The sequence below is a fragment of the Plectonema radiosum NIES-515 genome, from assembly GCF_025753815.1.
In the GTDB taxonomy this organism is placed as follows: domain Bacteria; phylum Cyanobacteriota; class Cyanobacteriia; order Cyanobacteriales; family Nostocaceae; genus Hassallia; species Hassallia radiosum_A.
This window is the reverse complement of record NZ_JAOWRF010000115.1, coordinates 1-13,968: the sequence shown is the minus strand read 5'-3', so window position 1 is coordinate 13,968 and position 13,968 is coordinate 1. Positions and strand designations below refer to the sequence as shown.

At 41.3% G+C, this 13,968-nt stretch carries 17 protein-coding genes; 9 read left to right on the top strand and 8 right to left on the bottom strand.

Annotated features, from left to right (window positions below; all coding sequences use genetic code 11):
• The 4 genes from OGM63_RS07900 to OGM63_RS07885 form a co-directional block, all read right to left on the bottom strand.
• Positions 1-384, bottom strand: a 384-nt coding sequence (locus OGM63_RS07900; protein ID WP_318528422.1) for a DNA-formamidopyrimidine glycosylase family protein, incomplete at its 3' end; no start/stop codon positions are given.
• A 267-nt stretch (positions 385-651) separates the two neighbouring features.
• Positions 652-864 (bottom strand): photosystem I reaction center subunit IV, encoded by a 213-nt coding sequence (locus OGM63_RS07895; RefSeq protein ID WP_263744966.1) that lies wholly within the window; start codon positions 862-864, stop codon positions 652-654.
• A gap of 217 nt (positions 865-1,081) precedes the next feature.
• A complete protein-coding gene (locus OGM63_RS07890) occupies positions 1,082-1,441 on the bottom strand; it encodes a hypothetical protein (RefSeq protein ID WP_263744964.1) in 360 nt (119 codons plus the stop codon).
• A 305-nt stretch (positions 1,442-1,746) separates the two neighbouring features.
• On the bottom strand, positions 1,747-2,208 hold the full coding sequence (locus OGM63_RS07885) for a hypothetical protein (protein ID WP_263744963.1): 462 nt from the start codon (positions 2,206-2,208) through the stop codon (positions 1,747-1,749).
• Positions 2,209-2,652: 444 nt separating this feature from the next.
• Here OGM63_RS07885 and OGM63_RS07880 point away from each other — a divergent pair, with 444 nt between their 5' ends.
• Positions 2,653-2,895, top strand: coding sequence for a helix-turn-helix transcriptional regulator (locus OGM63_RS07880; RefSeq protein ID WP_263744962.1), 243 nt, complete (start codon positions 2,653-2,655; stop codon positions 2,893-2,895).
• Between the two features lie 380 nt (positions 2,896-3,275).
• Here the strand turns inward: OGM63_RS07880 and OGM63_RS07875 are convergent, their stop codons facing one another.
• A complete protein-coding gene (locus OGM63_RS07875; RefSeq protein ID WP_263744961.1) occupies positions 3,276-3,899 on the bottom strand; it encodes a class I SAM-dependent methyltransferase in 624 nt (207 codons plus the stop codon).
• A gap of 93 nt (positions 3,900-3,992) precedes the next feature.
• Here OGM63_RS07875 and hemH point away from each other — a divergent pair, with 93 nt between their 5' ends.
• The 5 genes from hemH (at position 3,993) to arsC (ending at position 8,209) form a co-directional block, all read left to right on the top strand.
• Complete coding sequence (gene hemH / locus OGM63_RS07870; RefSeq protein WP_263744960.1) at positions 3,993-5,156, top strand: ferrochelatase; 1,164 nt, start codon at positions 3,993-3,995, stop codon at positions 5,154-5,156.
• A gap of 263 nt (positions 5,157-5,419) precedes the next feature.
• Entirely contained in the window at positions 5,420-5,749 is a 330-nt protein-coding gene (locus OGM63_RS07865) for an ArsR/SmtB family transcription factor (RefSeq protein WP_263744959.1), read from the top strand.
• A 290-nt stretch (positions 5,750-6,039) separates the two neighbouring features.
• Entirely contained in the window at positions 6,040-7,116 is a 1,077-nt protein-coding gene (gene arsB / locus OGM63_RS07860) for an ACR3 family arsenite efflux transporter (RefSeq protein WP_263744958.1), read from the top strand.
• A 20-nt stretch (positions 7,117-7,136) separates the two neighbouring features.
• The gene (gene arsH, locus OGM63_RS07855; protein WP_263744956.1) at positions 7,137-7,772 is read left to right on the top strand and encodes an arsenical resistance protein ArsH; all 636 of its coding nucleotides are present in this window, start codon (positions 7,137-7,139) and stop codon (positions 7,770-7,772) included.
• 41 nt (positions 7,773-7,813) lie between these two features.
• Positions 7,814-8,209 carry an arsenate reductase, glutathione/glutaredoxin type gene (gene arsC, locus OGM63_RS07850; protein WP_263744955.1) on the top strand — a complete coding sequence of 132 codons (396 nt, stop codon included), beginning with the start codon at positions 7,814-7,816 and terminating at the stop codon, positions 8,207-8,209.
• Between the two features lie 410 nt (positions 8,210-8,619).
• On the opposite strand, the gene OGM63_RS07845 is transcribed toward arsC, so the two are convergent.
• A complete protein-coding gene (locus OGM63_RS07845; RefSeq protein ID WP_263744954.1) occupies positions 8,620-9,357 on the bottom strand; it encodes a hypothetical protein in 738 nt (245 codons plus the stop codon).
• Positions 9,358-9,710: 353 nt separating this feature from the next.
• On the opposite strand from OGM63_RS07845, the gene OGM63_RS07840 reads away from it, so the two are divergent.
• Positions 9,711-9,842 carry a hypothetical protein gene (locus OGM63_RS07840; RefSeq protein WP_263744953.1) on the top strand — a complete coding sequence of 44 codons (132 nt, stop codon included), beginning with the start codon at positions 9,711-9,713 and terminating at the stop codon, positions 9,840-9,842.
• Between the two features lie 153 nt (positions 9,843-9,995).
• Here OGM63_RS07840 and rppA read toward each other — a convergent pair whose 3' ends face one another.
• Positions 9,996-10,682, bottom strand: coding sequence for a two-component system response regulator RppA (gene rppA / locus OGM63_RS07835; protein ID WP_263744952.1), 687 nt, complete (start codon positions 10,680-10,682; stop codon positions 9,996-9,998).
• 91 nt (positions 10,683-10,773) lie between these two features.
• Between rppA and hisG the strand changes: the two genes are divergently transcribed.
• Positions 10,774-11,418 carry an ATP phosphoribosyltransferase gene (gene hisG / locus OGM63_RS07830; protein WP_263744951.1) on the top strand — a complete coding sequence of 215 codons (645 nt, stop codon included), beginning with the start codon at positions 10,774-10,776 and terminating at the stop codon, positions 11,416-11,418.
• An 81-nt stretch (positions 11,419-11,499) separates the two neighbouring features.
• Here hisG and OGM63_RS07825 read toward each other — a convergent pair whose 3' ends face one another.
• The gene (locus OGM63_RS07825; protein WP_263744950.1) at positions 11,500-12,012 is read right to left on the bottom strand and encodes a GNAT family N-acetyltransferase; all 513 of its coding nucleotides are present in this window, start codon (positions 12,010-12,012) and stop codon (positions 11,500-11,502) included.
• Positions 12,013-12,091: 79 nt separating this feature from the next.
• Here OGM63_RS07825 and OGM63_RS07820 point away from each other — a divergent pair.
• A partial coding sequence (locus OGM63_RS07820; protein ID WP_263744949.1) for an ABC transporter ATP-binding protein occupies positions 12,092-13,968 on the top strand: 1,877 nt, incomplete at its 3' end.

Sequence of the window (13,968 nt, the reverse complement as noted above, 5' to 3'; positions counted from 1 at the left end):
GGAAGTGGGGGAGGGGAGGAGGGGGAGAGGGGGGGATGGGGGGATGGGGAGAGGGGGAGAGGGGGGGATGGGGAGAGTGGGGGATGGGGGGAAAGAAGAATTATTCTCCAAGGAGTCTCCAAGGAGTCCCCCTTGTCCCCCTTGTCCCCCTTGATCACGCAGTCCCCCTTGTCCCCCTTGAGTTCTAAGTTCGGCTAGGAGATATTTGCCGCGACGATGCCAAGTAGCGATCGCACTGCCTTTAATTCCAGAAATAAACTCAAAAGAAGAAAACGGGTAAGCGATCGCTCGTTCTAGCAATACATCTCCACCCGTAATTTCTTGATTTCGGGTCAATTGATTTAGACCCCTAAGAACTGTTTCTACTTCAGGTAATTCAGGCATTAGTGAGCTAGCTTCAGCAAACCACGCATTAATTAAAGCACTTTCAAGTTTATGGCGATATTGAGACTCTACGTGTCTTCAGACCGCAGAGTCTCAATATCGCTAATTTTATCATTTTTGACGGTGGTTAAAACCACCCGTGGCGTGTTTCCTCCACTGCGGTATCGTCAAGTGGCTTCCACACGATTCACTATTTTCTGTGAGGTAGGGGAGTGGGGACTAGCCAGATCAAGAGAAATTATGCATTCTCCATTCCCCATGCCCTATTTACTTTTTCGCTTTTGCCTTGGGTGCTCCAATTTCTAGTAATTCATCTTCAGCAAAGTTATTGGTGTTGATGCCTGAGTAATTTACCTTGCTAAAGCGGACAATTACTGAGTATTTGATGCCGCTTGGGTCAATAGATGCTACCGTTCCTTCATCTTGAAACCAGTAAGATTCTTTACGGAGGACACGTACTTTAGAACCACGTTGAACCATGAGTTTTTCCCTCTTAGTAGTCAATCGCCGTGCTTTATACGGCTAATTGATTTCACTATAAGACTTAGCCGTTACACGATTATTGATTGTTAAGTTATTTGTCGAGCCAATTTTTGAAATAAAAGGCGTGCAGCCAAAGCACAACACCGTGATTGAGCTAGTGAATGCTGGTGTGCCGCCAATTTTCAATTTATCAATAGACATCTCCATAAATTAATTATGCGTTAACCAAAACCCTTGTAGAGACTTCGTATTTCGCGTCTCTACATTCTTTTTCGGAGATGTCTAATGTAATCGCCCTCTGACCTATTTCAGTTTGTAACCGACCATTGCCTTTTGGTTCAATTCGGGTTACACACCATTGCCACAGGGCTTGACGACAATGTCCGGAACCTCCAGGAACCCAACGCTCTTGTTTCCCGCTGGCATCCTCAATCAAACCCATTCCCAATTTCAACTTAAAGGCTCGAAGTGAGCGATCGCGCTTATGAACCCTATTTTTATCGGTTATAACCGTTTCAATTACAGGCTTTCCATCGGCTCCAAGGAAATTCTCCAAAATGGTTTTAATCGGCATAAAAAGTCTCGGTAGATAAAAATCTCACTTCAAATCTTCCGACGGGGTTGTTTTGTCGCAGTATACTTGCGTAACAAGTAGCATCGTACATAGTCTTAAACCGACTTACGATCCTAATTTCCTCGTCTTTCAAATCAAGGACAGCCCAAGGCGTTGACGTTTTGGGTTTTTTTGTGGTTGTTTCGTCCATAATTGGCAGTTCCCTAAATAAGGGGGATTAGTTTTAACCCCCCAGGCAAAAATGGTGTATGCATTCAGAAAAAGAAGAGCGAACCTTAATTCATAGGCAAATCCTCAACTCACTACTAAGCTTTGTTTGGGCGATCGCGCAACGCGACGACACGCCCGTTTGCATCTCGTGTTAAAAGGGCGTCAGGACGGGGTAATAAAGGCAAACTTTTATACATAGGTTTTGGTTGCTTTGATTTTGGCGGCGGGTTGATTTCTTCACTCATATCTAACCCTCGTTGCACTCTAAATTCTCGCCAATCGCGCTCTAAAGACCTCGCTAAACGTGGACTACAACGCAACAGCATTTCGTGACTTTGATCCAGATAAATGGTTAAAGCCTCGATGTGTTTTTGGAGTTCTAAGACCTGTTTTTCAAGTTGGCGTATGCGTTTATTTTTGGTGGTGTATTTCAGCAATTCCATAAAGTTTAAAGAAGGTGCAGCCGGCTGCAATGCGTTGCGCGATCGCTTCTCAATACTTCTTTGCCATGTGTAAAACTCTACACAATTGCGTGCGTCAACTGTCCGTCGAGACACTACCCCAACGACTACCTCAAAGGGATTTTCACCCAGGTCTTATTCCCGCCTTGCCCGTGCAGTCTACGATGCGCTCGCACTTACACCCGCCACTTATGAGCTTTGGCTATCGGGCAGAATGCCCTACTAAGGTTTTTTAGAGACTGTAGCTACAGCACGGTTGACACTACGAAAGTTTGAATACGTTTCGCGACTTGGTTTCGTCGTCTCACACCACAGCAGGTCTTTGGGATAAGGGGGCTGCTATCTCCCCTCGGTTTTGGTGTTTGACAACGGATGAGACACTTTAGGAAAGCGAAAAAAATATTGCAGACACTACCCTCTAAGTTGTGTCGGCTTTTTATTCGCTTTTAACCCCAAATTGGTTTAGGGGAGTACATTTACAAGCCTAAATGAATTTGGGCAAATAGTCAACCTGTTTAGGCTAAATTAATTTAGGGTAAAATGGTAGAAAAATCGGTGTCACCTCTTATGAGATTAAGAACTTTAAGATTTGTTACTCAGAAAGAGTTAGCTGATGCGTTAGGTGTAACTGAAAATACTGTTGGAAATTGGGAAAGAGGAAGGGCTGTCCCAAAATTGACCCCTAGCCAATTTAAAACATTGTTGAAAGTATTACAAATAACAGCTGATGAACTCCCAGATGACTTTGGACCACCCAACCCACTCAAGCGTTTGGAGGCATAGTCAATGACTTTTTAAATTGTGCGATCGCTTAACATCCAGCAGATGCATTCACATCAGTAACAAAAAGTCGCCTAATGCCGGCGACTTTAACCAAAATAAACATCTACCATGAACAATTCAACCTTACGTAAATAGAATATCTGTTAATGGAGGTAGTTATTATTTTTATTCAGTATTAAACGCTGCGGGATACTCAGTGTAAGCTTGTGGAGGGTAAAGTCACTGGACTCCCCGTGAAACAAGAATCCCCGTCGATTTATCGCGGGGAGTGTCAATAGCTTCACCTATCGATTGATAAGAAAATAAAATCTGAATAGGACGTTTTAGGTATTAAGAAAAACCATAAAAAATATGAGACTTGCGCTCCCGTCCTATAGGAGCTATTTTCTCGCTTTGATTAATTGTAAACTTCCACCCGCAGTCAAAGTGCGATCGCATTCTCGAAATCCTGTCTCTGTCAACAATGCAGTCAAATCCGTTTTCAACAACTGCCAAGCCGTCTCTGTCTCAAACAATAGCAAAAACAGCGACAAACCAGGCACAAATAGAGGGTTGGTGGGATTATGAAAATCTACTAATGTAAATATCCCACCTGGTTTTAGCACTCGATAAACTTCTTTAATTATTTGTCGCAATTGCCCAGACTGCATTTCGTGTAGGGCGACGCTAGTATGTACAACATCAAACTGATTATCTGCAAACGGCATTTTCTCGGCAAAAGCTTCCACATACTCCGCTTGCGGCACATTCTGTCTTGCCCGTTTTAAAGATCGCGGTGAAGCATCGAGTCCTGTTACATTTTGTGAATATTTGACTAAGATTTGTGTCGCTTGACCGCTACCGCAACACAAATCTAAAACTTTAGTATCTGATTCAATCGTTAAGCCTTGCATTGCAAGCTGTCGGAAACGCGCTTCACCACCGACGCTTAAAGCTGCCAAGCCCGATATAGCATCATATAACCATTGATAGCGGTAACTCCAATCCCTGAAAATTGTTGCCATTGTTTCCACGCTCCCCGTTAGCCTTTATATTTAATAAAGATATATTGTTAACATTAGTAAAAAATCTGAAAAGATTGGGGGAATGTAATTGCTATGGATCGTGTAGGCGTATTATTACTCAATCTGGGTGGTCCAGATAAATTGGAAGATGTTGGACCATTTCTGTATAATCTGTTTTCCGATCCAGAAATTATTCGTCTACCCTTTAGTTGGTTGCAAAAACCCCTGGCATGGTTGATTGCGTCAAGACGAACTCAAAAATCTCAAGAAAACTACAAGCAAATTGGTGGTGGTTCTCCGTTGCGACGGATTACCGAAGCGCAAGGAGAAGCTTTAAAAGAACAACTGCAAGCCTTGGGACAAGAAGCGAACATATATGTCGGAATGCGTTACTGGCATCCTTACACCGAAGAAGCGATCGCCCAACTTACTCAAGACAACATTGAACATGTAGTAATTCTACCTCTTTACCCCCAATTTTCCATCAGTACCAGTGGTTCCAGCTTTCGGCTGTTAGATAAACTCTGGGAACAAGACCCAAAACTTCAGCGGATTTCATACAAGGTCATTCCCTCTTGGCACAAACAACCAAGCTACCTGCAAGCAATGGCAGAACTGATAACTCAGGAACTCGAGCAATTTCCCAATCCCGACTCTGTTCATATCTTCTTCAGCGCTCATGGTGTTCCGAAAAACTACGTTGAAGAAGCAGGAGACCCCTACCAGCAAGAAATTGAGGAATGTACTGCTTTAATCATGCAGACCCTCAATCGACCAAATGAACACACTTTAGCTTACCAAAGTCGCGTCGGTCCGGTAGAATGGTTGCAACCTTACACTGATGATGCCCTTGCAGAACTAGGGGCAAAAGGCGTGAAAGATTTGGTCGTTGTACCTATCAGTTTTGTCTCAGAACACATCGAGACATTACAAGAAATTGATATTGAGTATCGGGAACTCGCAGAGGAATCGGGAATTGAAAACTTCCGTCGGGTACCAGCTCCCAATACTCATCCACTGTTCATTAGAGCTTTGGCAGATTTAGTTCTAGATGCACTCGAATCTCCCAGTCTGAAGCTTTCACAAGTCTATCAGATGAAGAAAAAGGTGAGAATTTATCCACCAGAGCGTTGGGAATGGGGTATGACTACTAGTGCCGAAGTTTGGAATGGTCGTATTGCCATGCTTGGCTTTATTGCCTTAGTTTTCGAGCTAATTACTGGTCACGGTCTGCTGCATATGTTAGGTCTTTTGTAAAAGATAAATAACAAAAGGTAAAAATTGCCTCTTACTTTTACCTTTTTACTTTTACCTTTTACCTCGATAAAAATTGCCTCTTACTTTTACCTTGGTAATCCCAGCTATACTGTTGTTTAGCACTACAAACGGCAAACCATAACAGCAAGAAAGCAATTAATCCTCCTTGGGTGATTTGACAACAGGATAATTCACAGTATCTGGAAGAACAGTTTTCATTGCTCTACTGGGGATTCACAATAGATTTACCAAAACTCAATTTAATGCAAACCTCTAAAGCAACTGTTCCGACAAATATAGTTTCTGGCTTTCATGCGCTTTCCGAACCACTGAGGATTAGTGTGCTGGAACTGCTGCGAGAGCAAGAACTGTGTGTGTGTGACTTGTGCGATGCTTTAGAGGTAAACCAGTCGAAACTGTCTTTTCACCTCAAAACTCTCAAAGAAGCGGGTTTAGTAAACTCCCGTCAAGAAGGACGCTGGATTTATTACAGTCTCAACTTGTCTCAATTTCTGGTTCTAGAGCAATATTTAGCTAATTACCGCCGTTTTAGCCAGTTGTTACCTACTCGTTGCTGTCAAGACACTCCATAATCTATCAAGTTTTTTTAATGCATATTTATTCGATTACAGATTTTTTCTATTAAACATATCAATTTTTTTTGATATGAAGGGTATATACTTTTGATATAACTCACATTTATCAGGTCAATGAACGCAAAGAAATTGGCGATCGCTTTTGGGATGCTTGCTTTTGCAACTAGTTCACCCACGCAAAAGCAAGCTTCTCAGGTGACAGCAGTTAGATAATTAATTCGTTTGCATCAGAAGCTTGATTTTTCCAAGTTACGATTTATGGCAATAAATTTATTGAGGTGATTTGTGTGGAATATGTTGCCAAGAAAACTACTAAAAAACGCCTTTCTTTTCTTGACCGCTTCCTGACATTGTGGATATTTCTGGCAATGGCTATTGGAGTGGGTTTAGGATATTTATTCCCTGGAATAGAAGCATTTATCAATCATTTTCAAGTGGGTACGACCAATATACCAATTGCTATTGGCTTAATTTTGATGATGTATCCGCCTTTAGCAAAAGTGCGATATGAAGAATTAGGGGATGTATTTCGTAACGGCAAAATTCTCGGTTTGTCGTTATTACAGAATTGGGTGATTGGTCCGGTTCTCATGTTTATACTTGCCATCTTTTTTCTCCGCGACAAACCCGAATATATGGCTGGCTTAATCATGATTGGATTAGCCCGTTGTATTGCGATGGTGATTGTATGGAGTGATTTAGCTAGGGGAGACACTGAATATACAGCCGGATTGGTTGCCTTTAATAGTATTTTTCAAGTTCTCTTTTACAGTGTTTATGCTTGGTTCTTTCTTTCTGTTTTGCCACCTTTATTTGGCTTAAAAGGAAGTGCTGTTAATGTGAGCATTGGAGAAATTGCTACAAGTGTTTTTATATATTTAGGTATTCCCTTCCTTGCTGGTTTTATCACTCGTGTTCTTTTGGTTAGAGCTAAAGGTAAACCGTGGTATCACAATGAATTTATTCCGAAAATTAGTCCAATTACATTGATTGCCTTGTTATTTACCATCGTGATGATGTTTAGTTTAAAGGGCAATTTAATTGTTCAAATACCTCTGGATGTTGTGCGAATTGCGATTCCCTTAATAGTTTACTTCGTGCTAATGTTCTTGAGTAGTTTTTACATGGCATGGAGAATCAAAGCTGACTATGCAAAAGCTGCGAGTTTGGCATTTACGGCAGCTGGCAATAATTTTGAGTTAGCGATCGCTGTCGCAATTGCCGTATTTGGTATTAACTCTGGTGCTGCCTTTGCTGCGGTAATTGGACCATTAGTAGAGGTTCCAGTATTAATTGGTTTGGTTAGTGCAGCTTTCTGGATTAAAAAGCGTTTTTTCCAAGCATCCTCATCACCAGCCTTGTAGTTAAATAATTTTTATCGCCAATGACAACGTTTAATCATAAGCCCAGAATATTGTTTTTATATGGTTCTTTACGAGAGCGTTCTTATAGCCATTTGTTAGCAGAAGAAGCGGGGAGAATTATTGAGGGGTTTGGTGCGGAGGTGAGATTTTTTGACCCCCGTGAGTTACCGATTCATAACAGTGTGCCAGAAACTCATGAGAAGGTACAGGAGTTACGGGAGTTGAGTTTATGGTCTGAGGGTCAAGTTTGGTCTTCACCGGAGATGCACGGTAATATTACTGGGATTTTGAAAAATCAAATTGACTGGATTCCTTTAAGTATAGGTGCAGTTAGACCGACTCAAGGCAGAACTTTGGCAGTAATGCAAGTAAGCGGTGGTTCTCAGTCTTTCAATGCGGTGAATACGATGCGGATTTTGGGACGTTGGATGCGGATGTTTACGATTCCCAATCAATCTTCGGTTGCGAAAGCTTACCAAGAGTTTAACGAAGATGGCACGATGAAAGATTCAGCGTATCGCGATCGCGTGGTTGATGTGATGGAAGAACTTTATAAATTCACCTTGCTTTTACGCCACCAAGTTGATTATCTCACAGACCGCTACAGCGAACGTAAGGAAAAAGCAACGCTACAAGTTAATTCAAATCGAAGCTGATAAAAGTTTAACCAGTCAATCTACCAATAAGTAACAATATCATGAAACGAGTCATGTTTGTTTGTAAGAAAAATTCTCGGCGTTCTCAAATGGCTGAAGGATTTGCACGCACATTAGGAGAAGGCAAGATTTCTCTTAATAGTTCAGGTTTGGAAGCGAGTCATGTAGACCCGAAAACTGTTGATATTATGTCAGAAATTGGTATTGATATTAGCAATCAAACTTCTAAGCCTTTAAGCGATTTTCTAGCTGAAGATTTCCATGCGGTGATTTCTTTGTGTGGTTGTGGTGTGAATTTACCCGAAGCGTGGGTATTAAGAGAAGTTTTTCAAGATTGGCAATTAGACGATCCAGAAGGACAACCAATTGAAACTTTTCGACGCGTTCGTGATGAAGTGAAGGAACGAGTAGTAAAGTTGATAGAATCACTAAGTTAAATAAGTGGGTGAAATTAAACGTAAAATACTCTCCTTCATTGACTCCACTAAAACAACTAATCCTAACTTTAGCAATCCTAGATGATTCATAAAAAATAAAAACCCGCTCCAAGACGTAGCAATGCTACGTCTCTACAAGGAAAGGGGTTTTCACGCTCTCCTGATCGGATTGCTATAGATATCTCCAGAAATTAATGATGCGTTATCTGAAAATGAATGTAGAGACGTAGCACAGAATCGTCTCTACATTTTTTTTCACTTTCTATGTCTACTGATCCAGAAACCCTTGATGAGGTTCTGAATTGATTGATTGAAAGTGGGCACTTGCCCACCTTCTGATTGAGGCTAAACCCTATTTTGCAGATATTAAATAACACCTTGACAGGGATAATTGTTAGCCTGCTACTCACCTAGCAGCCACCCGAAGGTGTTGGTTTTGGAGTTGCCCACCAAACTCCTGCCCAAGTGATGTAAATTCGGATTCCATTCTCATTGGCAATTGCTTTCAAAAGGGCAACTATTGCTGCAATCACGACTGCGGCTATTCCACCAATTCCCATTGCGGCTAATATGCCTGAAGCCGCTGCACCACCGCTAGCAAGCCAATTGACCGCAGTTCTATTGAAACTGATGCGGACTCCCCACCAGTGTTTTTTCCGCCACCATTGCCAACCACATCCCTGGGCTAAGAGCGTGTTGAAATCGCTGTCAATGCTACCTAAATTAGAATCAGTCACAGAAGGATCTGAAGGGTTTTGAGCGGTGAACTGCTCAACAGGAGTTCGCGTCAAAACCCCTTGATGATCTTCTTCTGGCTCTGCGGTGAGTGGAACAAATTGTTGGTTGGTTCCCCGTCGCAATTTGATTTCCCCTGCCTGCAATTGGGTTTGATATCCAGCAAGCAGTTGCCGTACAACCTGTTCTTCATCGGAACTCAAATCAACCGCAGAATTTCTAGCTAACTGTCCAGTAGATGGGTTAAATGAGAATGCATCATTCAGCTTATCGAATGCTGCATCAACTTCCGCAGGGGGAATTTTTCCAGATTTAGAAAGCCTAGACTGTGAGGTTGGATCTTTCGGATCTGCTGACTTCATCTCTGTTAAAATAACTTGAGTGTTTTGAGGCAAACGATTTAACGTTGACATAGTTATTTATCCTTTTCTTGTTGATCAGATTTGCATGTTGAGGTAAGTCAGAAATATTCACAATAAATCTGATTATGTGAGTCAGATTTATCTGCTTTCTTTCTTTCTTTCTTTAATTAAATGCAAGCAAAATAAACTTATGCAGTGCCTGAGATAGAAATGGAAAGTTGTTGCGAAATCTAACTATTAGACATCTCCGAAAATTAAATATGCGTTATCCAAACCCCAAGAGACGCGAAATTTCGCGTCTCTACATTGTTTTCCAACAGATGTCTATTGGGGAACCGCATAGAAGTTGGCACTATATTGTTGTACTGGTGGTTGCCCCCTGGATGGTCTAAAGTTTTGGTGGTGTGAAAGCCGAAAAAGATGACTTTGAAGCGGCGGGAAAAGAGCGTAAAATTATTTTCTATGCACCAGAAGGTTTGCGCGGATCGCTTAAAGGTTGGGGAAAGCGCTATGAGTTGCAACTCATTTTGATTTGAGTTTTATTCAGTAGACAACCTATTTGAAAAAGAATGTAGAGACGTTAAATTTAACGTCTAATCAAGGGTTTTGGGCAACGCATAGTTCATTGTAGAGACGATTCTGTGCTACGTCTCTACATGATATGTAATAAACCTGTCATGATATAACCCCTAACTATTACCAATTCCAAAACGATAACCTTTACCGTAAACGGTGTGAATTAATTGCGCTTCACTACCAACTTCAATCTTACGACGCAGCAAGCGAATTAATGCCGCTATGACATTGCTGCTGGGTTGTTCGTCACATGACCACAATTGCTGCATAATTTGAGCGTGAGTCAGCAACTGTCCGCTATTTTCCATGAAGTATTGTAACAGTTGACTTTCTTTTTCTGATAGCTCTATGATTCGTCCTGGACGAAAGGCTACTTGATTTTCGCTATCAAGTTCTAAATCAGCTACAGTCAGCTTGGCTGTGATAGTTTGCGCTTCCGTACCAGAACGACGCAATAAAGCCCGCACTCGTGCTAATAACTCCCGCAATTCAAACGGTTTAACTAAATAATCATCCGCACCAGCATCTAAGCCTTCTACTCTATCATCTAAAGTATCTTTGGCGGTGAGAAACAGCACGGGTGTGACTTTACCAGTAAGTCGCAATTGCTGACAAATTTCTAACCCGGTTTTTCCCGGCAGCATCCAATCTAAAATCAGTAAGTCATAATTGCCAGATAAAGCCAGTTGGCTACCATTTGTCCCATTATAAGCCGCATCCACAGTGTAACCCTCGCGAGTTAACACACGACTTAAGGGGTTAGTTAGTTCAACTTCATCGTCAACTAAAAGAATCCGCATGTTAAAAGTTATGAGATGTAGAGACGTTAAATTTAACGTCTCTACAGGAATTAAGAGTAAGCTATTTACATTTAAAACTCAAAACCTACTTATGCTTACTGTTGCACTGCCAAAAGGGGAACTACTTAAAAATAGCATCCATTTGTTACAATCTGTGGGATTAGATTTTAGCGCTTTTTTGGATTCAGGAACTCGCCAACTTCAAATTCCTGACACTACCGGCAAAGCAAAAGCTCTGCTGGTAAGGGCGCAAGATGTGCCTGTTTATGTAGAATATGGTCAAGCGCAACTGGGTATTGTCGGTTACGATGTGCTGCGGGAGAAAAAACCCCAAGTTGCTCACTTGGTTGATTTGCAGTTTGGCTATTGTCGCATGTCTGTGGCAGTGAAAGCATCGAGTTCTTACCGTTCGGCGTTGGAATTACCTGCTGATGGTAGAGTGGCATCAAAGTATGTCAATTGCGCTCGTGAATATTTCCAAGGTTTAGATTTACCTGTGGAAATTGTGCCGTTATATGGTTCAGTAGAATTAGGACCGATTACGGGGATGTCAGAGGCGATCGTTGACTTGGTTTCTTCTGGGCGGACGTTGCGCGAAAATGGTTTAATTGAGATTGCGACATTGTATGAAAGCACGGCACGGTTGGTTGCCCATCCCCTAAGTTATCGTCTGAATACAGGTAATTTGCACAACTTAGTTGAGGATATGCGATCGCAAATTCTATCTGTAATCTAGATGTAGAGACGTAGCATTGCTACGTCTAATCAAGGATTTGGGATTTTTTTATTAATGTCAATTAAACGAACATAATATTACTCAATAATCTGATTGCCATTCCTCACGAGAGACAGCATAGTAAACTACATCAACATTGTAGAAGTTAGCATCTTTCTCATACTGCATACCGATTTTTTGAATTACACGCACTGAAGCGATATTTTCTGGTTTGGCGATCGCCACTATCCGATCTAACTTTACTTCCTCAAAGCCATATTTCAAAGTCGCTTTTGATGCTTCTGTAGCCAATCCCATATTCCAGTAAGATTTATCGAACACATAACCAAGTTCAACTTCTGGTGTGTTATCCAAAAAACCCAATCCACAACGACCAATCACTTTACCACTTTCTCGATGAATTACGGCATACATTCCGAAGTTATATTCTTGCCAGTGTTGGATATGTTTACATAAGCTTGCCTGAATTTGTTCTTTGGTTCTTGACGACAAGTACTGCATGACTTGGGAATCGCTGTAAATGCGAAACAAATCATCAAAATCTGCTAACGTAAATTGCCGAAGCCGCAACCGGGCAGTTTCAATCTCTGGCATGATGTGGGAGTATGAATATTAACGTTAGATTAGGAAAGGTTGCTTTTCTCATTGTAAAAATTTATATAATGCTCTTACTATGAGCACTACCAAACCTCTAAGAAAATTATATACAGGGAACCGTCATCGTGAAAATGACTGGCGGTTATTTTTGCGTTTAGTACCCTACGCACGAAAACGTGGACGACTGCTAGCGCTTTCGATGTTGTTACTCGTGCCCATCGCTGTTGCTGGTGCGATGCAACCTTTTCTAATTGGACAAGCCATATCCCTAATTCGCTCGGAACCAAGCCTAAACGAGTTTCTCAGAAATCGTCCTTTAATGGAAGGGCTAAATATCGTTGAAGCATTGTTGCTCTTGACGGTGAGCGTCAACCTGATACTTACAGGTTTACAGGGTTATGTTGTACAGAAGCTAGGACAAGAAATCACCACCGAAATTCGCGGGGATTTATTTAATCATGTTACATCTTTGGCGGTACGTTTTTTTGATCGGACACCTGTTGGTAAATTAATTACCAGACTCACCAGCGATGTGGAAGTGTTGGGTGATGTTTTTTCCACTGGAGCGATCGGCATTGTCTCGGATTTGTTTTCGATGCTGGTGATTCTCGGCTTTATGTTTTCTATTCAGTGGGAACTGGCTTTGTTATTGCTGTTGATGCTGATACCAATCACCTGGTTAATTATTTTATTTCAGCAACAGTTTCGCAAAGCTAATTACAAAGTGCGGGAAGAACTTTCTGTTCTTAATTCCCAACTGCAAGAAAATATTACCGGCATTAATATTGTACAGTTGTTCCGGCGAGAAAAATTTAATGCCCAATTGTTTCGTAATACAAACCAAGATTACGTCAGGGAAGTCGATCAAACCATCTTTTTTGATTCGGCAGTTTCCGCTACATTGGAATGGATTGCTTTAGTGGCGATCGCCAGTGTTTTATGTGTCGGTGGCTTGTTATTATTAAATAAACAATTGACATTTGGCACGTTATCTGCGTTTATTTTGTATGCCCAGCGATTGTTCGATCCTTTGCGGCAATTTGCGGAAAAATTCACGATAATTCAAGCTGGTTTTACAGCGATTGAGCGGGTTAGCGATATTTTAGATGAACCAATAGAAATACGCGATCGCACCAATCCTCGATACACTTTTTTAGATTCAGAATTTGGTTATATCGACGATATCGTAGAGAACTTAAATCCTCAGACAGCAAATGGTAAGTCTGCAAAAGGAGAAATTCGTTTTGAACATGTTTGGTTTGCCTATAAAGACGATGATTATGTCATTAAAGACTTAGACTTTACCATTCATCCAGGTGAAAAAATCGCATTAGTTGGTCCCACTGGTGCAGGTAAAAGTTCGATTATTCGTCTTTTATGTCGTCTCTACGAACCTAGTAAAGGACGCATTTTAATAGATGGTGTAGATATTCGGGAAGTAACCCAAGCAGAACTGCGACGGTACATGGCAGTAATTTTGCAAGAAGGCTTTTTGTTTGCAGGTGATGTTAAAAGCAATATCACTTTAGGAGACAGCTACACCTTTGAGCAAATTCAACAAGCAGCACAAAAAACAAACATTGACGAATTTATACAAAATCTCCCTCTAGGTTACGATACCCAACTTAGAGAGAGAGGTACAAATCTTTCCAGCGGACAAAAGCAACTTTTAGCCTTTGCACGAGCTGCAATTCGCAATCCGCAAATTTTGATCCTAGATGAAGCAACCGCTAGTTTAGATGTAGGCACAGAAGCTTTAATTCAACAAGCATTAAATCAGCTTTTAGTTGAACGGACTGCGATAATTATTGCTCACCGTCTGTCTACAATTCGCAATGTAGATCGAATTTTTGTCTTGAAGCGAGGAGAATTAATAGAACAGGGAAGCCATGAAGAATTGCTGCAACAGCAAGGACTTTACGCTACTTTGCACCACTTACAAATGCTAGGAAA